Origin of the sequence: Halosegnis rubeus, from assembly GCF_009184545.1 — an archaeon.
Classification (GTDB): Archaea; Halobacteriota; Halobacteria; order Halobacteriales; family Haloarculaceae; genus Halosegnis; species Halosegnis rubeus.
Genome location: NZ_QJOW01000009.1, coordinates 35,790 through 54,759, shown reverse-complemented (window position 1 = coordinate 54,759; position 18,970 = coordinate 35,790). Strand labels below are relative to the sequence as shown.

Annotated in this window: 22 protein-coding genes; 15 read left to right on the top strand and 7 right to left on the bottom strand. The window is 68.4% G+C overall.

Translation table 11 applies throughout. The features are described from left to right. Window positions 1-560 (top strand): transcription initiation factor IIB (locus DMP03_RS14000; RefSeq protein WP_172967172.1); only part of this gene is annotated, 560 nt, incomplete at its 5' end. 42 nt (window positions 561-602) lie between these two features. Beyond that, window positions 603-779, top strand: coding sequence for a DUF7836 family putative zinc-binding protein (locus DMP03_RS14455; protein WP_172967171.1), 177 nt, complete (start codon window positions 603-605; stop codon window positions 777-779). Here DMP03_RS14455 and DMP03_RS13995 read toward each other — a convergent pair. After that, window positions 776-1,174 (bottom strand): translation initiation factor IF-2 subunit beta, encoded by a 399-nt coding sequence (locus DMP03_RS13995; RefSeq protein ID WP_152121159.1) that lies wholly within the window; start codon window positions 1,172-1,174, stop codon window positions 776-778. The two genes, DMP03_RS14455 and DMP03_RS13995, sit on opposite strands and share 4 nt — an antisense overlap. A 152-nt stretch (window positions 1,175-1,326) precedes the next feature. Here DMP03_RS13995 and DMP03_RS13990 point away from each other — a divergent pair, with 152 nt between their 5' ends. The 12 genes from DMP03_RS13990 to DMP03_RS13935 all read left to right on the top strand — a co-directional run bounded on the left by DMP03_RS13990 (window position 1,327) and on the right by DMP03_RS13935 (window position 12,042). Then, window positions 1,327-1,566 (top strand): UPF0058 family protein, encoded by a 240-nt coding sequence (locus DMP03_RS13990; protein ID WP_152121158.1) that lies wholly within the window; start codon window positions 1,327-1,329, stop codon window positions 1,564-1,566. Window positions 1,567-1,653: 87 nt separating this feature from the next. Beyond that, window positions 1,654-2,571, top strand: coding sequence for a DNA-3-methyladenine glycosylase family protein (locus DMP03_RS13985; RefSeq protein WP_152121157.1), 918 nt, complete (start codon window positions 1,654-1,656; stop codon window positions 2,569-2,571). A gap of 99 nt (window positions 2,572-2,670) precedes the next feature. Continuing rightward, window positions 2,671-3,048 carry an ArsR/SmtB family transcription factor gene (locus DMP03_RS13980; RefSeq protein WP_152121156.1) on the top strand — a complete coding sequence of 126 codons (378 nt, stop codon included), beginning with the start codon at window positions 2,671-2,673 and terminating at the stop codon, window positions 3,046-3,048. Beyond that, window positions 3,041-4,168, top strand: a complete 1,128-nt coding sequence (gene arsB, locus DMP03_RS13975; RefSeq protein WP_152121155.1) for an ACR3 family arsenite efflux transporter — start codon at window positions 3,041-3,043, stop codon at window positions 4,166-4,168. The genes DMP03_RS13980 and arsB overlap by 8 nt, the downstream gene beginning before the upstream one ends. After that, a complete protein-coding gene (locus DMP03_RS13970; RefSeq protein ID WP_152121154.1) occupies window positions 4,165-4,563 on the top strand; it encodes an arsenate-mycothiol transferase ArsC in 399 nt (132 codons plus the stop codon). The genes arsB and DMP03_RS13970 overlap by 4 nt, the downstream gene beginning before the upstream one ends. A 38-nt stretch (window positions 4,564-4,601) precedes the next feature. Then, the gene (locus DMP03_RS13965; RefSeq protein WP_152121153.1) at window positions 4,602-4,883 is read left to right on the top strand and encodes an acylphosphatase; all 282 of its coding nucleotides are present in this window, start codon (window positions 4,602-4,604) and stop codon (window positions 4,881-4,883) included. A 38-nt stretch (window positions 4,884-4,921) separates the two neighbouring features. After that, a complete protein-coding gene (locus DMP03_RS13960; protein ID WP_152121152.1) occupies window positions 4,922-6,352 on the top strand; it encodes an NAD(P)H-hydrate dehydratase in 1,431 nt (476 codons plus the stop codon). Between the two features lie 68 nt (window positions 6,353-6,420). Beyond that, window positions 6,421-7,689, top strand: coding sequence for a Glu/Leu/Phe/Val family dehydrogenase (locus DMP03_RS13955; RefSeq protein ID WP_152121151.1), 1,269 nt, complete (start codon window positions 6,421-6,423; stop codon window positions 7,687-7,689). A gap of 130 nt (window positions 7,690-7,819) precedes the next feature. Beyond that, window positions 7,820-9,931 carry an acetate--CoA ligase family protein gene (locus tag DMP03_RS13950; RefSeq protein ID WP_152121150.1) on the top strand — a complete coding sequence of 704 codons (2,112 nt, stop codon included), beginning with the start codon at window positions 7,820-7,822 and terminating at the stop codon, window positions 9,929-9,931. Further along, window positions 9,928-10,998 (top strand): phosphotransacetylase family protein, encoded by a 1,071-nt coding sequence (locus DMP03_RS13945; RefSeq protein ID WP_152121149.1) that lies wholly within the window; start codon window positions 9,928-9,930, stop codon window positions 10,996-10,998. Before DMP03_RS13950 ends, DMP03_RS13945 begins: the two co-directional genes overlap by 4 nt. Before the next feature lie 8 nt (window positions 10,999-11,006). Continuing rightward, window positions 11,007-11,471: a metal-dependent hydrolase gene (locus DMP03_RS13940; protein WP_152121148.1), complete on the top strand. Its 465-nt coding sequence runs from the start codon at window positions 11,007-11,009 to the stop codon at window positions 11,469-11,471. 31 nt (window positions 11,472-11,502) lie between these two features. Continuing rightward, window positions 11,503-12,042: a phosphatase PAP2 family protein gene (locus DMP03_RS13935; protein WP_152121147.1), complete on the top strand. Its 540-nt coding sequence runs from the start codon at window positions 11,503-11,505 to the stop codon at window positions 12,040-12,042. Here the strand turns inward: DMP03_RS13935 and DMP03_RS13930 are convergent, their stop codons facing one another. Genes DMP03_RS13930 through DMP03_RS13905 form a run of 6 tightly spaced genes read right to left on the bottom strand, consistent with a single transcriptional unit; the run spans window position 12,043 to window position 17,760 of the window. Next, a complete protein-coding gene (locus tag DMP03_RS13930) occupies window positions 12,043-12,867 on the bottom strand; it encodes an SAM-dependent methyltransferase (protein ID WP_235908822.1) in 825 nt (274 codons plus the stop codon). After that, window positions 12,840-13,250, bottom strand: a complete 411-nt coding sequence (locus DMP03_RS13925; RefSeq protein ID WP_152121146.1) for a 6-pyruvoyl trahydropterin synthase family protein — start codon at window positions 13,248-13,250, stop codon at window positions 12,840-12,842. The genes DMP03_RS13930 and DMP03_RS13925 overlap by 28 nt, the downstream gene beginning before the upstream one ends. Further along, window positions 13,247-14,248 carry a zinc-dependent alcohol dehydrogenase gene (locus DMP03_RS13920; RefSeq protein ID WP_152121145.1) on the bottom strand — a complete coding sequence of 334 codons (1,002 nt, stop codon included), beginning with the start codon at window positions 14,246-14,248 and terminating at the stop codon, window positions 13,247-13,249. The genes DMP03_RS13925 and DMP03_RS13920 overlap by 4 nt, the downstream gene beginning before the upstream one ends. After that, complete coding sequence (locus DMP03_RS13915; protein ID WP_152121162.1) at window positions 14,245-15,000, bottom strand: GTP cyclohydrolase IIa; 756 nt, start codon at window positions 14,998-15,000, stop codon at window positions 14,245-14,247. The genes DMP03_RS13920 and DMP03_RS13915 overlap by 4 nt, the downstream gene beginning before the upstream one ends. A gap of 22 nt (window positions 15,001-15,022) precedes the next feature. Next, complete coding sequence (locus DMP03_RS13910) at window positions 15,023-15,829, bottom strand: CDP-alcohol phosphatidyltransferase family protein (protein ID WP_152121144.1); 807 nt, start codon at window positions 15,827-15,829, stop codon at window positions 15,023-15,025. Continuing rightward, window positions 15,826-17,760 carry an aldo/keto reductase gene (locus DMP03_RS13905; RefSeq protein WP_172967170.1) on the bottom strand — a complete coding sequence of 645 codons (1,935 nt, stop codon included), beginning with the start codon at window positions 17,758-17,760 and terminating at the stop codon, window positions 15,826-15,828. The genes DMP03_RS13910 and DMP03_RS13905 overlap by 4 nt, the downstream gene beginning before the upstream one ends. An 82-nt stretch (window positions 17,761-17,842) precedes the next feature. Between DMP03_RS13905 and DMP03_RS13900 the strand changes: the two genes are divergently transcribed. Further along, window positions 17,843-18,949 (top strand): glycosyltransferase, encoded by a 1,107-nt coding sequence (locus DMP03_RS13900; RefSeq protein ID WP_152121142.1) that lies wholly within the window; start codon window positions 17,843-17,845, stop codon window positions 18,947-18,949. The last annotated feature ends 21 nt before the right edge of the window (window positions 18,950-18,970 follow it).

The following is an 18,970-nucleotide window of genomic DNA, read 5'->3' as shown; positions in this document are numbered from 1 at the left end:
AGGCGCTCGGCGAAATCGACCGCATGGCAAGCGCTCTCGGGCTGCCGGAGAACGTCCGCGAGACCGCCTCCGTCATCTATCGCCGCGCGCTCAACGAGGACCTCCTGCCCGGTCGCTCCATCGAGGGAGTCGCGACCGCTGCCGTCTACGCCGCCGCGCGGCAGGTCGGCGTCCCCCGGAGCCTCGATGAGGTCCACTCGGTGTCGCGTATCGACAAGATGGAACTCACGCGAACCTACCGCTACGTCGTGCGTGAACTGGAACTCGAGGTCGCGCCGGCGAACCCGGAGAGCTACGTCCCTCGGTTCGCCTCCGACCTTGACCTCTCGGACGAGGCCGAGATTCGCGCGCGCGAGCTCATCGACGCGGCCCGCGAGGACGGCATGCTCTCGGGCAAGTCGCCCGTGGGTCTCGCCGCCGCCGCAGTGTACGCGGCCGCGCTGCTCACCAACGAGAAGGTGACCCAGTCGGAGGTGTCGGAGGTCGCCAACATCTCCGAGGTCACCATCCGGAACCGCTACAAGGAACTGCTGGAGGCCGAAGGCGTCGCCGCCGCGTAAGTAGGTCCAAAGTTTTTCACCGGCGGCCGTCGTGACCCGGGTATGGTCGAAACCTACGTCCGGCTGCTGTGTCCCGACTGCGAGAAGAGCTGGGAGGAGTCGCCGAACGACCTGCCGGAGCCGTCCGCGACGTTCTACTGTCCCGACTGCAACGCCGAGAACCGTCTGTCAGAGTTCGCCCGTACCGAACGCGACCTCGAGACGATGCAGACGCTTTAGCTTCCGGCGCGCGTCCGCTCACCGCAGGCTTCACACTGTCTGTAGGTCGTTCCGTTCTCCTCGACGAGCTTCGTATCCGGGAGGGTACACTCCGGACAGATGACGAAGTCGTCGGCGTACGCCTCCAGCGCCTCGCGCACGCGCGACTGCTTGAACGAACCGGTCAGCCGGACCCGACCGTCGTCGAGACTCGCCGCGGTACCGAGCTCCGACTGGAGATACTTCACGACGTGGTCGGTATCACGGTTCAGCCGCGTCACGATGTCGTCGAGATTCTCCAAGAGCGTGAAGTTGCCGTCGGCACGCAGCGACGGATCGGGCAGCGAGAAGCGGCTCGCACTGCTGCTCGCGTCCGTCTCTTCCAGCGCGCGGTCGAGATGGTCGTCGTAGCTCATATTTGAGGGTGTGGCCCACCGCGCAAAAGCCGTTCGTCATCCTCGTCCATGGAAGACGGCTGTTGTTGCCGGTAGCTGGCGATATACACGAATGTGTGGTAACTGTTCTCAGGATAATAATATAACCCTCCAAGCGTAAGCGGTGGTTGTCTATGAAAAAGCAGGAGCTGATTCACCTTCACGGGCTTCTCGCGGAGGTACGAACCCACTACGAAGAGCTTTCGAACACCACCATCGAACACGACGACTACGCTTCTCTCGGCGTGCGGCCGACATCTATCCACAAATCGAAGACCGACCACAAGCAGGCGGTGTTTGCACTCGCAGACGAGCTCACCGACGGGATGGAAGACGAACAGACCCAGCAGCCGACGCCGGCAGCCGCCGACTAACTCCTCGGACACGCGGGTCCACAGACTACCACACCCGACAGCGACCGCTATCGCAACCACAAAGCGCGCGCGCCACCCACCACGGGTATGCACGAGGGGACGATTCCTGTCGCCGAGCTTCCGGGCGGCTTCGACATGCAGGCGACCGTCGAGTCCGGCCAGACGTATCTCTGGGACCGCGCCGACGGAGGCATGTTCGAAGACGACCACGCGTGGGGGAGCGACGCGTGGTACCACACCGTACTACCAGCAACTTTAATTGACATCGACGAGCCGCAGGTGATTCGCGCCCGACAACGCGACGGCCACGTCGAGTGGAACGCCTCCACGCCCGAGGCTCCTGCGTATCTCACTCACCTGCTCCGGCTGGACGACAACCTCGACGCCATCGTCGACGACTGTCCCGACCTCCCGCTGTTGGAGCGTGCCTTCGCCGAGTATCGCGGGATGCGACTCGTCCGTGACCCGCCGTTTCCGTGTCTCGTCTCGTTCATCTGCTCGGCGCAGATGCGCGTCGAACGCATCCACGGAATGTGTACCCGACTCGCACAGCAGTACGGCGACGCGGTCTCATTCGGCGGTGACACCTACTTCGCGTTCCCGACGCCCGCCCAGCTCGCGGACGCCACGGAGACCGACCTCCGCGACCTCTCGCTCGGCTACCGTGCGCCCTACGTCCAGCGAACGGCCGAGATGGTCGCTACCCGAGAGGCGGACCCCGCACACGCGCGTGACCTCGACTACGAGGCCGCACGCGAGTATCTCACCCAGTTCGTCGGCGTCGGAGACAAGGTGGCTGACTGCGTCCTCCTTTTCTCGCTCGACTTCCTCGAGGCGGTCCCCCTCGACACGTGGATTCAGACGGCCATTGAGGAGTACTACCCCGACTGTGACGGTGACAACTACGCCGACACCTCACGGAAGATTCGCCGGCAGTTCGGCGACCGCTACGCCGGCTACGCACAGACCTACGTCTTCTTCTATCTGCGCACCGGCGGCGAGTAAGCTCCCCACCGTCCCGTTCGGCTCCGCGCGACGCTGTACGACTCCCTAATCACCCCGCACGCACAACGCTTACAGTTGAGCGAGTATTCAACTGTACTGATGGCACAGTCAGCAGACCGGCTCGGCCGGTATCTCGAAGACGAACTCGGTTCGTGTTGCGACGAAGACGTACAGCAACGCCTTACGGAGCTGGAATCTCTCGGCGAGGGGTTACATGGACTCGACGTGCTCTCCGCGTTGGCCAACGAGACGCGCTACCGACTGGTGCGTGCTCTCGTCGCTACCGACGGTGAACTCTGCGTCTGTGAGTTGAACGCGCTTTCAGACGTATCTGAAAGCGGGTTGAGTCACGCCCTCTCGAAGCTGGCCGACGCCGGTCTCGTCGCGAGCCGGACCGAGGGACGGTGGAAACACTACCGGGCGACGACCCGGGCGGTCGCGCTCGTGACCGTTCTCGACGGGACCTTCGATGAGTGAGGTCCACGAGCACGGGCCGAACTGCGGCTGTGAGGCCTGTGGCGACCCGCGGTCGATGGACTTCCTCGACAAGTATCTCTCCGTCTGGATTCTGGGTGCGATGGCCGTCGGCGTCGGTATCGGCGCGCTCGCACCCGACGTGACGGCACCAATCGAACGGTTCCGGCTGGTCGAGATTGGGCTCATCCTGATGATGTATCCGCCGCTCGCGAAAGCCGAGTACGGGAAGCTCCGTGCGGTGTTCTCGAACTGGCGCGTCCTCAGCTTGAGTCTCGTGCAAAACTGGCTCATCGGGCCGACGCTGATGTTCGGGCTGGCGGTCGTCTTCTTCGGCGGCGTCGTACCCGGCCTGCCCGCCCGCCCGGAGTATTTCCTCGGCTTGGTGTTCATCGGGATGGCCCGGTGTATCGCGATGGTGCTCGTCTGGAACGAACTCGCCGACGGCTCCACCGAGTACGTCACCGGACTCGTCGCGTTCAACAGCCTCTTTCAGATTCTCACCTACGGCGTCTACGTCTGGCTGTTCGCGCTCGTCGCGCCCTCGCTGCTCGGACTCGACGCGCTCGCGACTCAGATCGACACCTTCGCCGTCTCGCCGCGACAGGTCATCGAGGCCATCGCCGTCTTCCTCGGGATTCCCTTCGCCGCGGGCTTTCTCAGTCGCTACGTCGGCACGCGCGCCAAGAGCAAGGAGTGGTACGAACAGACCGTCGTCCCGCGTATCGACCCGCTCACGCTGGTCGCCCTGCTGTTTACCGTCGTCGTGATGTTCGCCACGCAGGGCGGACGCATCCTCGCGACGCCGGGGGACGTGCTCCTGCTCGCGGTCCCGCTCACCGTCTACTTTGTCGTGATGTTCCTCGTGAGCTTCGCGATGGGGAAATCCGCCGGCGCGGACTACGAGACGACGACGGCCATCGGCTTCACCGCCGCCTCCAACAACTTCGAGTTGGCCATCGCGGTCGCGGTCGCGGTGTTCGGCGTCGGCTCCGGCGTCGCCTTCGCGACCGTCGTCGGTCCGCTCATCGAGGTGCCCGTGCTGCTCGCGCTCGTCAACGTCGCGCTCGCCTTCCAGCGCCGTCTCGACTGGCGGAACACGTCGAACCTCTCACAATCATGACCACGACACTCGCATTCGTCTGTGTACAAAACGCCGGCCGCTCGCAGATGGCCACCGCCTTCGCCGAGCGCGAGCGCGACCGCCGTGACCTCGAGTACGACATCCTGACCGGCGGCACCCACCCGGCCGATTCAGTCCACGAGGAAGTCGTCGACGCGATGCGGGAGGTCGGTATCGACCTCGCTGACCGGACGCCCCGCGCCGTCACCGACGAGGAACTGGCCCGCGCCGACGCCGTGGCGACGATGGGCTGTTCGACGCTCACGCTCCCCGACGGCGTCGAGAGCCACGACTGGGCGCTTGACGACCCCGACGGGGAATCCCCCGAGGAAGTCGCGGCCATCCGCGACGAAATCGAACGCCGGGTCACCAGACTGTTCGACTCCCTCGACTAGCCCCGAGACTTTCCTTTCGCCCCCGTGTATTCTCGCCGATGAGCGAGGAGCGAACCCGCGCACACGTCTTCGTCTCCGGTCGCGTACAGGGCGTCTTCTACCGCGCGAACACCCGCGACACCGCCCGCGAACACGGTGTCGATGGTTGGGTCACGAACTTGGACGACGGGCGCGTCGAGGCCGTCTTCGAGGGGCCACGCGAGGCGGTCGACTCCACGGTCGAGTGGTGTCACGAGGGGAGTCCGCAAGCCCGGGTCGAGGACGTGACCGTCGAGTACGGCGACCCCGAGGGCGAGGACGGCTTCGTGATTCGGCGCTGACGGCTGGCTTTTACTCCTCGGCCGTCGAAGTCGCCGGTATGATTACGAGCGACGAGATGGCCGTAGTGGACGCGAACAGCGAGGCGCTCGGCGTCCCGCGCAAACAGCTGATGGAGTCGTCCGGGAACGCGGTCGCACGCGAGGTGCGTGCGCGAACCGAAGCGGGTGACGCTGTCGCACTCGTCTGTGGCCGCGGCAACAACGGCGGCGACGCTCTCGTCGCCGCGCGCTTTCTCCGCACGCGCGACGTGACCGTCCACCTGCTCGGTCGCCCCGAGACGATTACGACAGATATCGCCCGCGAGAACTGGGACGCCCTCGGACAGACCGATATCGACGCCCGCGTCGTCACCGACTCGCGCGACTTCGACCTCGACTCGCCGGCACTCGCCGTCGACGCGATGCTCGGGACGGGCGTGACGGGTGCGCTTCGCGAACCGGAGGCCACGGTCGCATACGCGCTCAACGACGCGGATGTCCCCGTGCTCGCGGTCGATACGCCCTCCGGTGTCGATGCCGATACTGGCACCGCCGCGGGGGTCGCCGTCGACGCCGACGCGGTCGTCACCTTCCACGACACCAAACCCGGGCTTTCGGAGGTCGACGCCGAGGTGACCGTCGCAGACATCGGAATTCCCACCGCTGCGGAGACCTTCGTCGCCAGTGGCGACCTCCTCCGGCTCTCGCGACTGCCGGACTCACACAAGGGCGACCACGGGGAGGTGCTCGTCGTCGGCGGCGGCCCGTACACCGGTGCACCGGCGCTCGCCGCACAGGCCGCCCTCCGTGCCGGGGCCGACCTCGTGCGCGTCGCCTGCCCGGACGCGATTGCGAGTGACGTACAGGGGTACGCCGAGGACCTCATTGTCCACGGCTACGAGGGCCGGCGACTCGCGTCCGACCACGTCGACGAGGTCCTCGCTCGTGCCCAAGAGCACGACACCGTCGTCTTCGGACCGGGCCTTGGCGACCACGATGCCACCCTCGATGCCGTCGCCTCCTTCCTTGAGCGGTACGACGGTACCGCGGTCGTGGACGCCGACGCCCTGCAGGTCGTCCCCGAGGTCGAGACCGACGCCACGCTCGTCTGTACGCCACACCAGGGCGAACTGCGCGCGATGGGCGGCGAGACGGCCGACGACCCCGAGCGCCGAGCATCGCTGGTCGAGTCGTTCGCGACCGAGGTCGGCCACACGCTCCTCGTGAAGGGAGCCGAAGACGTGATTTCAGACGGCGAATATACCCGCCGCAACCGGACCGGCAACCCCGGCATGACCGTCGGCGGGACCGGTGACGTACTCGCCGGCACGGTCGGGGCGCTCGCCTGCCTGCTCTGCCCTCGCGACGCGGCGGCCGTCGGCGCGTACGCCAACGGCCGGGCGGGTGACCTCGTCCACGAGTCGCTGGGTGCGGGACTCACGGCGAGTGACCTCGTCGACGCGTTGCCCCGCGCCTTCGAGGGCGAGTAGCCTCGCAATTTTTGTCGCGACTCGGGCGAAGTAACATGGCTTAAATACGACGACCGTCACGGAGGTGTATGGCAGAGGACGCACTGGGCAACATGCTCGCTCAGATGGACAACGCCGAGCCGTACGCCGACATCGACGCCGACGTGTTCGAGCGACTCAAACACCCCGAGCGCACGCTGAAGGTGACACTCCCCATCGAGCGCGACGACGGGAGCGTCGACGTGTACGAGGGGTACCGGTGTCAGTTCGACTCCGCGCGCGGTCCGTTCAAGGGCGGCGTCCGCTATCACCCGAGCGTCACGCAAGACGAGGTGACGGCCCTCGCCGGCTGGATGACGTGGAAGACCGCGCTCGTCGACCTCCCGTACGGCGGCGCGAAGGGCGGCGTCGTCGTCGACCCGAACGACATGTCCGACCGCGAAGTCGAGAGTCTCACTCGCCGCTACACCGAGGGTATCCGTCGGATGATCGGCCCGGACATGGACGTGCCGGCCCCCGACATCAACACCGGCGGCCAGGAGATGGCGTGGATGATGGACACCTACTCGATGTACGGCGGCTACGTCATCCCCGACGTGGTGACGGGCAAACCGATCGAGGTCGGCGGCACCGCGGGCCGCGTCGAGGCGACCGGCCGGGGCGTCGCCGTCACCACCCGCCGCGCGTTCGACTTCTTCGACCGCCGACTCGAAGACGCCACCATCGCCGTGCAGGGGTTCGGCAACGTCGGCTCCGTCACCGGCCGACTGCTCTCCTCGATGGGCGCGAACATCGTCGCCGTCTCGGACGTGTCCGGCGCGCTCCACGACCCCGACGGACTCGACGTGATGGCTATCGAGCAGTACATCTCCGAGAACGGCGTGATGGCCGGCTACGAGGACACCGACAACGGGTACGACGACGCCGACCAGATCACGAACGGCGACCTGCTCCGGCTCGACGTGGACGCGCTCATCCCCGCCGCCATCGAGAACGTCATCACCCCCGACGTGGCCGAAGACATCCGCGCCGACGCCGTCATCGAGGCCGCGAACGGTCCGACGACGTTCGACGCCGACATGATTCTCCGCGAGCGCGACATCCCCGTCGTCCCCGACATCCTCGCGAACGCAGGCGGCGTCATCGTCTCGTATCTGGAGTGGGTACAAAACTCCCAGCAGTATTCGTGGGACCTCGAACAGGTGAACGACGACCTCGAAACCCGGCTGGCGCGCGCCTTCGACGAGACCCTCGACGCCTACACGGCTCGTGACGCCCCGGACCTCCGGACCGCAGCGTACATCGTCGCGCTCGAACGCGTCGGCAGCGCCCACGAGATGCGCGGTCTGTTCCCGTGAGCCGTCGGCCCTGACCCAGCGTCACCGGGTGTAGCTTCTTGTGTCGTGCGTGCCAACCTCCATCGAGGATGACACACACGATGCAGTATCCGACGACCTCTAGCGAGCGTCGCGGCCGCCGAGGTGAGCGATGACCGAGGGGACACCCGATGTCGCCGGACTGTTCGCTCCCGACCGCGTCGCCGTCGTCGGCGCGACAGAACGGGAGGGGTCTGTCGGGAGGGCCGTGACCGAGAATCTGCTCGACGGCTACGCCGGCACGACGGTCCCGGTGAATCCGCGCCGCGAGACGGTGCTCGGGGAACCGTGTCTCGATGCCGTCGCCGAGGCCGACGCCGACGTGGCGGTCATCGCCGTCCCGCCCGACTCCGTCGTCGACGTCATCGACGAGTGTGGCGAGGCGGGCGTCGCCAACGTCGTCGTCCTGACGGCCGGCTTCGGGGAGACGGGAGCCGACGGGGCCGCCCGCGAACGCGCGCTCCGCGAGACGGCCGAGGCGTACGACATGGCGCTCGTCGGTCCCAACAGCCTCGGCGTGATGGCGACTTCGCTGTCGATGAACGCGACGTTCGGCCCGGCGCTCCCGCCTTCGGGGAACGTCTCGTTCATGAGCCAGTCGGGCGCGTTCGTCACCGCCGTCGTCGACTGGGCGCTCGAAGCGGGGCTTGGATTCAACGACATCGTCTCGCTTGGCAACAAGAGCGTGCTCGATGAGACTGATTTCGTCCGGGCGTGGGGCGGTGACCCCGACACGGACGTTATCGTCGGCTACCTGGAGAGCGTCGTCGACGGGCGCGGTTTCGTGCAAGCGGCCCGCGAGACGACGCCGGACACTCCGGTCGTCGTAGTGAAGTCGGGGCGTACCGACGCCGGCGCGCAGGCCGCCTCCTCCCACACAGGTGCGATTGCCGGCGCGGACAGCGCCTACGAGGCCGGCTTAGACGCCGCGGGCGTACTTCGCGCCACGTCGGTCCAGGAGCTGTTCGACAGCGCCCGCGCGCTCGCCGGCGGTCTCATTCCAGACACCGACGGCGTGGCCGTCGTGACCAACGCCGGCGGCCCGGGTGTGATGGCGACCGACGCCGTCGGCGACGCCGACCGCCTCCGGCTCGCGTCCTTCTCGGAGACGACCGTCACCGACCTGCAGGAGACGATGCCCGCCGAGGCGAACGTGTACAATCCGGTCGACGTAATCGGCGACGCTGACGTCGATCGGCTCCAATCCGCCCTCGACACCACGCTCGCCGACGGTGACGTGGGGTCAGCGGTCGTCATCACCGCCCCGACCGCGACGCTCGATTTCGCCGCGCTCGGTGGCGCAGTCGCCGACACCGCGGCCGAGCACGACGTGCCGGTCGCCGTCTGTCTGATGGGCGGCGAGACGCTCGCGCCCGCCCGTGAGACGTTCCGCGACCGGTCGATACCCTCCTACTTCGACCCCGCCCGCGCGGTCGGTGGGCTGGAGGCGCTCGCCGAGTACCGCGACATCCGCGGCCGGCGCTACGAGGAACCCAAACCGATCGACGCCGACCGCGAGCGCGTGCGCGAGATACTCGCACAGGTTGAACAGCGCGGGGACAACCGCCTCGGCGTCGAGGCGATGGAGCTGTTCGACGCCTACGGGATTCCGACGCCCGAGGGCGAGGTCGTGGACGACCCGACCGCCGCCGCCGAGGTCGCCGCCCGCATCGACGGCGACGTGGTGATGAAAATCGTCTCCCCGGGTATCCTCCACAAGTCCGACATCGGTGGCGTCAGGGTCGGCGTCTCGGCCGACGACGTTGCGGACACCTACGAGGACCTGGTGAGCCGCGCGAAGAGCTACCAACCGGACGCCCGGATTCTCGGCGTCCAGGTACAGGAGATGCTCGACCTCGACGAAGGGGTCGAGACCATCGTTGGGAGCCACCGCGACCCGCAGTTCGGCCCGCTTGTCATGTTCGGGCTGGGCGGCGTCTTCGTGGAGGTGCTCGAAGACACCACCTTCCGGCTCGCGCCGGTCGCCGCGGGGGAAGCAGAACAGATGACCGCCGACATCGACGCCGCGCCGCTGTTGCGCGGCGCGCGCGGTCGCACGCCCGTCGACTTGGCGGCGACCGTCGACGCGATACGGCGCGTCTCCCAGCTCGTGGCCGACTTCCCGAGCATCGTCGAACTGGACGTGAACCCACTGGTCGCGACGCCCGACGGGGTCCGGGCCGTCGACCTGCGACTCACCGTCGACCCCGACCAACTCCAATGAACCCGTTACTCGTCACAGCAACCGCCGAACGCACCGGCAAGACCGCGATTACCGTCGCGCTTGCTCGCATCGCCGCCGACCGAGGCCGGTCGGTCGGGTATATGAAACCGAAGGGGACACGCCTCCAGAGCGTCGTCGGCAAGACGCTCGATGAGGACCCCATGCTCGCGCGGGCCGTCCTCGGGACGGACGCGGAGATGCACGAGATGGAACCGGTCGTCTACTCCCCGACGTTCATCGAGGGAGCAATCCGCGGCCGCGAGGACAGCACGGAGCTTCGTGACCGCATTCGTGAGGCGTACGACGGTCTCGCCGACGGAACGGACCGGATGTTCATCGAAGGCGGGGGGAACGTGCACACGGGCGGCGTCGTCGGGTTAACCGACCCCGAGGTGGCCGAACTCCTCGACGCCGACGTGGTGCTCGTCGCCGAGTACACCGAACCGGGCGATATCGACGACGTGATCGCCGCGATCGAGGATGTCGGCGACCGACTCGCCGGGGTCGTGTTCAACCGCGTCGACGACGCCACCTACGACGCAGTCGAGGCAGACGTGGTACCGTATCTCTCCACCCGCGACGTACCGGTGCTCGGTATCCTCCCCGTCGCCCCCGAACTGACTGGCGTCACCGTCACAGAGCTGGCGAGTGAACTCGGCGCCGACACGCTCGTCGAGGGGAATCAGGACGTGCTCGTCCAGCGGTTCGCCGTCGGTGCGATGGGTGCAGAGGCCGCGCTTCGTCACTTCCGGCGCTCGCGCGACACCGCCGTCATCACCGGTGGCGACCGCTCGGATATCGCGACCGCGGCTATCGAGGCCAACAGCGTCCGGTGTCTCGTCCTCACCGGCGGCCACCAGCCCTCGGGGTCGGTGCTCGGCAAGGCCGAGGAGTCGGACACGCCCGTGCTCTCGGTCCCCGGTGACACGCTCACGACTATCGACCGAGCCGAGGCCATCATCAGCGGCGGCCGAACGCAGGACGAGGAGACCGTCGCGGTCGTGCGTGACCTGCTGGAGACACACGCCGACGTGGACGCGCTCCTCGGCGCGGGCAGCGAGGACTGAGAGCGGCCGTGCTGTTCGCTACCCATCTCGTGATTGCGTGGTTGCTCGCACGAGCGCGCGGGCTGTCCGTCGTCGCCGCCGTCCTCGGAGCCGCGCTTCCCGATCTCGTGGACAAGCCGCTCGCCTCGGCGGGCGTGGTGGACCTGTTTCACACCGTCGGCCACACCGCGCTCCTCGCGCCGCTGTTTCTCCTGCTCGCGCTCCGCGGAGGGCGGTGGCTCGCGCTCGCGGTCGGGTGGGTCTCACATCTCGCTGCCGACGCGCTCCACATCGTCGTCAACGGCCGGCCGACGGACGCGTTCTTCCTCGGGTGGCCCCTCGTCGAGCCGCCGACGCCCCTCGCGATTCCCCCGGGCGAGTTCGTCTGGTACTACCTGTGGAGTCGCTCCTTCTTCATCGAGGTGGGCATCTGGCTGGTCGCGGCGTGGGTCGTGAGCCGGGCGCTTCGCACGCGGGCGAGCGACCACCGGTAGGCCTATCGGCGTCCTCTCGATACGTACGGCGATGGACGTGCCCGGGAGGCTGCTCGACTGGCTGTTCGCGCTCGACACCCAGACCGCACTGCTGCTCGCGGAGCTTCGGGCGCCGCTGGCGACGAAACTGCTCACCTCGGTCACTGGACTCGGCTCCGCGACTGCGGCGCTGGTCTTTCTCGGACTGTTCTTCGCCGCCGGCTGGCGCGAGGAGACCGAACGCGCCGGTATCGCACTCGCAGTCACCGGCCTCGTCGTCGCGACCCTGATGACGGTCGTCGCGCGCCCGTTTCCACCCATGCCCGTGTGTCAGACCACGGGTGAGGCCGTCGCGTCCTCGTTCCCCTCGGGACACGCCGCCGCGGGCACGGTGTTCGCGCTCACGGCGCGGCGTTCCGAGAAGCTTCCCGTCGCGGTCGTCGCGCCGCTGGCGCTGTTCGTGGCCGTCTCTCGCGTCTATCTCGGCACGCACTACCTGACGGATACGGTCGCCGGGGTCGCAATCGGGGCGGGAGCCGTCGCGCTCGCCGGGGTCGTGCTCGCCCGGTGGTCGCCGCTCACCGGCCGATAATCAGGGCCGCCACACCACGTCGTGGTTGTTCGCCACGTAGGTGAGCCGGTCTTCGGCGAGCTGTGCCCGTCGCGCCGCGAGCCACTCCGCGGCGTGCTCGCCGAGCGCATCCTCGATGATGTCGAGAATCGACGACAGGAAGTAGCGCTCGTCGGCCGGATACTCGCCCGCGTGTGGTCGGACCATCCAGTCGGAGCTGCCGACCGCAAGCACCGTCGCGTCGCGCTCGCCGAGCGCGTTGAGGAGCGTGGTCGCCGCGCGGCTCTGTCCGTCCGTCGCGTCGATGGTGTCGTGAAACGCCCCGAGCACCGTCTCGTCGTCGGGGTGGCGGGGGAGAAACGTCGTCTTCCCGTCGAACGTGAGCGGCGCGTACGCGACGCCGCCGGCTGCGACGCGCTCCTCCACGGCGTCGAGCGCTCCAGCCGTCGACACGAGGTCGAAGAAGGACTGCGCGTACAGCAGGTCACACGGCTCCGTCTCGGTCGCGAGTGCGTCGCCGACGGTGAACTGCATCTCGGAGAGCTCCGCCTCGCGTCGAGCGAACAGCCGCGAGACGAGCGACCGGGCGAACGCCGCCAGCCTCGGGTCGGTCTCGACGCCGTGGTAGGAGTCGAGACTCGTCCACTCGGTCAGCGTCGGAACCGACAGCCCGACGCCGGGACCCCACTCGACGACACGCGGGGTCGCCGGTAGCTCCGCGAGCAGTCGGCGGCGAACGCGGTCGTTGCGCGCGCGCTCGTCGACGCTGTGTTTGGCCGTCAGATAGCGCCGCTGTCCGTGGTCGTGGCCGTCGGCGGTCACAGTCGACGCTCGTGGCTCGCCCACGCGAGGTCGTCCTCCCAGAGTCGAACCGTGAGCGCGGTCGGGTTCGGGTCGGCGAGATGCTCGACCAGTCGGTCGCCGAACGCTTTCGCGAACCGCTCGACGCTCGGATTCGCCCCGTCGAACTCGGGGAGGTCGTTGAGCAGGGTGTCCCGGTAGCGGTTTTCAAGCGCGTCGAGTCGCTCCTCGACGGCGTCGATGTCGACGAGATAGCCGAACTCGTCCAGCGTCGCCCCGGCGAACTCCACCTCGGCCGTGAAGACGTGGCTGTGTGGCTCCCCCTCGACGGGACCGGGATCGGGGACGGTGAGGTAGTGTTGGGCGACGAACTCACGGCGGACGGTGAGCGTGTACGACTCGGCTGGCTGGGGTGTGGTGTCTGTCATCGATAGGTGAAGGTGACGTGTGGTCGCTTGACGGTGCCGTCCGCGAGTGTCCGGTAGGCGTCGGCTGCGGCGTCGAAGGCGAACGCCTCACCGCACAGCCGCTCGGTGTCGAGCGTCTGGAGGTGGTCAAACGCCACGTCGAACCGGCGTTCGCGGTCCCACCGACCCCGGAGGTCGGGGTCGATGGTGCTTACCTGACTGGATTCGAGGCTGATGCGCTCGCGGTGGAACGACCCGCCGAGATTAATCGGAGCGCGCTTCTTGCCGTACCACGAGCCGACGACGACGCGCCCGTCGTAGCCGACCGTCTCGATTGCGTCGTCGAGCGTCGCCGGTTGCCCGGACAGCTCGTACACCATGTCGACGGCCGAGGGTGCGGCGTCGCTGCCGACGGCCGCGGGCGCGATAGCTCGGTCCGCGCCGAACTGCGCTGCCAGTCGCCGGCGGGTGGCAACAGGCTCGACGACGGTGAGATTCGAGAGCGGAAACTGCGAGAGGACGTGGACGGTACACAGTCCGACCAGTCCCGCGCCGAAGACGACGACCTCCTCCCCGACGCGGGGGTTCCCGTCGAGGACGAGATTCGTGGCGGTCTCTACCGACGGGAGCAGAGTCGCTTCCGTCGGTGTGATTCCCTCGCGCAAGGGGACGAGCGTGTCTGTGGACGCGACGAACCGGTCTGCGTGTGGCTCGAACGCGAAGACGGTCCGACCGCGCCACGACTCGTCGACGCCCGCGCCACAGTCGGTGACGGTACCCACGGCAGCGTAGCCGTACGGCAGCGGGTACTCGAAGGTGCCGGCGAGCGCCTCAATGGTCTCGTCGACGGCGGTCTCTTCGGGGAACTCGCCGCGGTAAACGAGCAGCTCGGAGCCGGGACTAATGCCCGACTCGGCCGTCTCGACGACGACTTCGCCCTCCTCGGGGGCGTCCAGCGTGACGGATCTGACCTCGACCTCGCAGGGGTCCGTGAAGTAGAGTCGGCGCGCGTCGATCATCGTTCGACGAGGCTGAACGCGGCGTGAATGCGCTCGCCCGTCTCGCGGCAGTGTTCGAGTGCGTGTTTCGCGCCGTCGCCGGCCGCGTGGGCGGTCGGCCCGCGTCCGACACCGACCTGTAGCTCCACCCCCGTCGTCTCCCGGACGTGGTCGTTGACGGAGTCGAGCGTCGACGGCGTCAGCGACGGACAGACGGCGATGGCGTTGTCGCCGCCGACGAACTGGGTGACCGCCCCGTGACGCTCCCACATCTGTTCGCGGAGTTCGAGTACCGCCCGGCGGATGGTGTGGCTCGCCTCGGCAGAGGAGACGCGGTCGGTCAGTGTGCCAGTCGCGTCCACCACGTCGAAGTGGGCGATCGTCACGGTTCCCGCGGTCGCGTCGTCGACGACCCGGTGGTCGTGGACCTCGGTCCGGTCTGCGTCCTGTGCGCTGCCGGCCTGCTGGAGGACGCCGTTGGCGGCTTCGAGGGCCGTGCGAGGCGTTCCGGCCGTGCCGACGCCGACGCTCACGGTTACTGGGTACTGATTCGCGACCTGCGTCTGGAGCCGTTCGAAAATCGCCGGGCCGGCCCCGTTCGCGACGCCGATCATGTTGTCGTAGCGGTCTGCGAAGGCGTACCCGTCGAACCGGGCGAAGAAGTCGGCGACGGTCGCGAACAGCCGCGATTGGAGCGCCTGTAAGTCCGTCTCCCGTCGTGGCTCCGGCGTGGTCGTCCACGGACCGTAGTCGTCGATCTGTAGGGCGACCATCCGGGTGCCATCGTGTGACACGTCAGTCATCTACTCGGGTTACGGGTGTACGTTCTTTAGCGTTTGCTTCGTTCCGTCGTCCGGTAACCGACAGATAATCCCGGAGGAACACCACGAGCGTTGGAATCATGGCCGCGGTTGCGAGTGGCCAGGAGACGCTCGCCGGGACAGGTGGCACGAGCGCGACGGCGATAGTGAGCATCTGGAGGGCGGCGAGCGGTCGCCGGACGCGGCTCTCCGGCAGCTCCCCGACGGGAAGCCCGCGGCGCTCGCGGAGCCAGCAGCCGAGTTTGAACAGATATCGGGCGGCCGACACCGACAGATACCACACCGGGAGCGCACCCCAGACCACGCCGACGACCGGCGCGAGCAGGAATCCCATGGTGTCGAACGCGAGGTCGAGCCGCTCGCCCAGTCGCGTCCGCCGGCTCACGGTGCGGGCCGTCGCGCCGTCAACCCAGTCGAGCCCGATACCGGCGCTGTACGCGACGGCCGGCAGCCACCGCCACGGCGTCCCGGCCGGCGGGACGACGAGCACGAACCCGCCCAGACACGCGTAGAGCCAGCCGCGCGCGACCGTGATACCGTTCGCCAGCCCGAGCGTCTGATACACGCCCGAGCCGGGGGCGTCATCGGGTGGGCGATTCTCGGGGAGCGTGCGTCGGAGGAACCACGCGAGAAACACGACCGGAGCGAGCGCACCGGCGAACCACCGTCCGCCCGCAGCCGGCGAGAGCTGGCGCGCGACGAGCGCACCGACTGTTCCGGTCGCGAGGGTACTCGCGACGAGGACGCCCCACCAGCGTCGGCGCAACGAGTTCAGGCTCATCGGACTAGCCCGTCCAACTGCGTCATCGCTCGCTCGTCGAGTCGGCGGCGCGCGGCCGCGAGATTCGCCGTCGCGTGCTCGGGGTCGGTCGTCGTCGGGATCGGGACGACGCCCCGCTGGACCTGCCACGCCAACAGCGCGGTCGTCGGCGTGATCTCGTGTCTGTCGGCGACGGACCTGACGACCGGGTCCTCGCGAAGCTCGGCCGAGAGGGGGGAGTGGGCGATTACCCGAATGCCGTGGCGGTGACACCACCGGACCAGGGCGTGGCGTGGCGCGTACGGATTCGACTCCACCTGGACAAGTGCAGGCGGGATTCGCGCCTCGTCCACGACCGCGGCGAGTTGCGGCAGCGTCACGTTACAGATGCCGAGCGTCCGGGCCAGCCGCTCGTCGACGAGCCGCTCCATTCGCTGCCACGTTTCGAGGAGGGTGTGGCTCGCGCGGGCCGGCTCGCCGTTCGCGTCGGTCGGGAAGGTCAGTCGCTCCTGTTGGGCGACTGGCTGCTTCGAAAGCTCCGACAGCGGGGCGGTGTATTCCCACGCCCCGGGCCAGTGGAGCGCGTAGCAGTCGAAGGCGTCGGCACCGAGTTCCGCGAGCGACCCGCGACAAGCGCGTTCGAGGTGGCCGGGACCGTGGTTCGTGCGCCACGGCTTCCCGAGTAACAAGAGGCTGTCGCGGTCGGGACCGTCGGCGAGTAAATCGCCGAGTCGCCACTCGTTGCCGTACAGTTCCGCCGTGTCGAACAGCCGGTAGCCGGCGTCGACAGCCGCACCGAGTGCCGGCGTCACGTAGTCGCCGTGTCGGTAGCGCGAACAGCCGAAGCCGACCGGCGGGAGATGCAGCGCCCTGTCGGCGGTGCTGGATTCGGGTTCCCAGACGCGCTTCGGCCGCGCCCCCGCGGGAGCATCGCTCCCGACGGTCACCGCACCACCCCCGTCCGCGGCGGCCTCGATGGCGTTACACACCGCGGCGACGTGTGCACCACGCCGCGCGGTCGTCCGGTCCGGGGCGTCGCGCCGGACCGAGTCGGCCAGCCGCTCGACCGCTTCGAGCCGTGACTGCTCACGACGCGGGGCCGGGTGGGGTGCGGTCGTCGGCTCGCGGTCGCCGCCGCGGACGGTGACGGCCGACGCCTCGGCGGCGAGCGCGCCGGTGTCGTCCAGATACAGGGTACCGTCGTCGCCGTGACACTCCAGGCCGTAGAACTCCCGGCTCCGGTGGTCGACGTAGAAGCTGGCCCGGAGCGCGACGGTCGGGCCGTCGGCGAATTCGAGCGTCGCCTCGACGTGTGGCGCGTCGGTGTAGCTCTCGTCCGGGTCGGCGCCACCGGGCCACAGCGGGAGGGCGTCGGCCCGTCGGACGCACTCGACGCGCCCGAACCACGCGACGAGCAGGGTGAGGGGGTAGACGCCACCGTCGTACAGCGGGCCGACGCGGAGAAACGAGTCTGGACGGTCGTGCCACGCCCCGACGCGCCCGACGTTCGCGGTCGCGGTGACGAACTGCACCTCGCCGAGTCGCCCGTCGGCGAGCAGCGTCCGGGCGTGTCGCTGCACGTCGCCGGTAGGGTTCGCCGGCGCGCAGCCGAGCGCGAGACCTCGGTCGCGAGCGAGCGCAACGAGGTCGGCTGCGGTCGCCGCGTCCACCGCCAGCGGCTTCTCCGAGAAGACGTGTCGGCCCGCATCGAGACAGGTACGCGTCACCGGCGCGTGTGCCCCGTGGCTCGTGAGGTTCACGACGAGCGGCGCGGATTCGGCGGCGAGCATCGCATCGAGGTCGGTGTAGGCGGTCGCGTCGATTTGCCCCGCGAGCGCGGTCGCGCGGTCGCGGTCGAGGTCACAGACGCCGACGGGCTGGAGATTCGCGTCCGCGATGCCGTCGACGTACTCGCGTGCCACGCTGCCTGCCCCCACTACCAAGCAGTTCACTACCGCAAACTGCGGGTGCGTCCACCAATACATTGTCGCCGGCGGCGACAGGGTTCAAGCCGACAGCGCCCACACGACGCGTATGGCGAAGGTCGCGGTGTTCCACAACACGCTCGATTTCGAGGGGGGTGCGGACATGGTGTGTCTCCACGTCTGTGCCGCCCTCGATGCCGCCCACAACGTGACGCTGTTCACGCTGTCGGCGACGGCCCCCGAGCGTGTGGCCGTGAAGTTCGACGTACCGTTCGACGTGACGGTCGCGACCCCGCCGGGAAATCGCCCGCTCGCGACCGGCTTGAACCTCGCCGCGCCGTACCTCGGTCCACAGCTCCCCGCCCGGTCGGTGCTCTTGCGAGCGTATCTCCACCGCCGACGGAGCGAGTTCGACATCGTCGTCAGCACGGCGAACGAACTCTCGACTTCGGGACCGTCAGTGCAGTACGTTCACTTCCCGCAGTTCCACGGCGACCGCATCGACGCCGGCGAGACCGGTCGACTCGACGGCGTGTGGTCCCGGCTCGCCGCGCCCGACCGCCGACAGCTCGACGACTCGACCCGGCTGCTGGCGAACTCGGCGTGGACCGCCGACGTGACCGCCGACATCTACGGGGTTCGTCCGACCGTCTGTCACCCGCCGGTCGACCCAATCGAGGGGCGGCCGTGGGTAGCACGCGACGCCGGCGTGCTCGTGCTCGGTCGCGTCGCGCCGGACAAGCGCGTGCTCGACGCCATCGAGGTGGTCGAGCGACTGCGTGCGCGCGGGTACGACCTCACCTGTCACGTCGTCGGCTCCGCGCCGACCGCCTACCGGGAGTACGTCCGCCGGGTCGAGTCGGCGGCCGCCCGCAGCGAGGGCGTCCGCGTCGAGACCGACGTGTCTCGCGACCGCGTCGAGACGCTGCTCGGTCGCTACCGGTACGGACTCAACATGAAGCCGAGCGAGCACTTCGGGATGGCCGTCGCCGAGTACGCCGCCGCGGGAATGGTTCCCTTCGCTCCCCGCGAAGGCGGGCAGGTCGACGTGCTCGACGGCGACGACCGACTGCTGTTTCACGGCATCGAGGGGGCGGTGGAGACGGTCGCGACGGCGCTCGATGCTGACCTCCGGCCGTTCCTCGCCCGGGACCGATTCGCCAGCGACCGGTTCGCGACCGAGATTCGGAACCACGTCTCCGCGACCCTCAAATAAAAGTCGTGTCACGCCCTCACA